A 537-nucleotide genomic window follows, 5' to 3' on the forward strand; every position below is an offset into this window, starting at 1 on the left:
CATTTTAATTGGCCACTAACAATGGGCGCATAGCCGTCGTGCCCCTTGTAGGTGTAACTGACGCCTTCCTTGCTCGTCTGGCTGTTATCCATAGGGAAAACGTCCATGTCTAAGGCCACATGCCCCATTTTCAGGGGAGAAACCGGCGCTTCGACGGACGTCAAAAACTCACAGCTGGCATCCTCCAATAAGGGCGTGAGTGCCTTGGCATCTTCATCAAATCGCTGCCGTAATCGGGCCGAGGAGGGCGATTGTTTGATCCCCATGGCGGATTTAAAAAAGGGATCTGTACGCGCTGACTCCACGGCCTCGAAATCACTCTTGCCGAGCGTGATCAAGCCCAGATAGGTTCGGATCAGGTCGATGTTCGGAATACCGTGACGCTTGACCACGGTGCGGGTGGTTTGGGGCAGCGACGTGTGCCGATTCAGGCAGTGGCCCACCAGAGCCAGCCCGCCGTGGGGAGTGTAGACTTCGGTCTTTGATTGCTGGAGGGTGAAGGTACGCATGGGCCGATGCACTGACTGGGTGAATGGA

Annotated in this window: 1 protein-coding gene; it reads right to left on the reverse strand. The window is 56.1% G+C overall.

Annotated features, from left to right (window positions below; translation table 11 throughout):
- On the reverse strand, window positions 1–509 hold a 509-nt coding region (locus B2W52_RS13495), incomplete at its 3' end, for a transposase family protein (protein ID WP_476738537.1).
- Between the last annotated feature and the right edge of the window lie 28 nt (window positions 510–537).

This window comes from Marinobacter sp. UBA2498 (assembly GCF_002341575.1).
GTDB classification, from domain to species: domain Bacteria; phylum Pseudomonadota; class Gammaproteobacteria; order Pseudomonadales; family Oleiphilaceae; genus Marinobacter; species Marinobacter manganoxydans.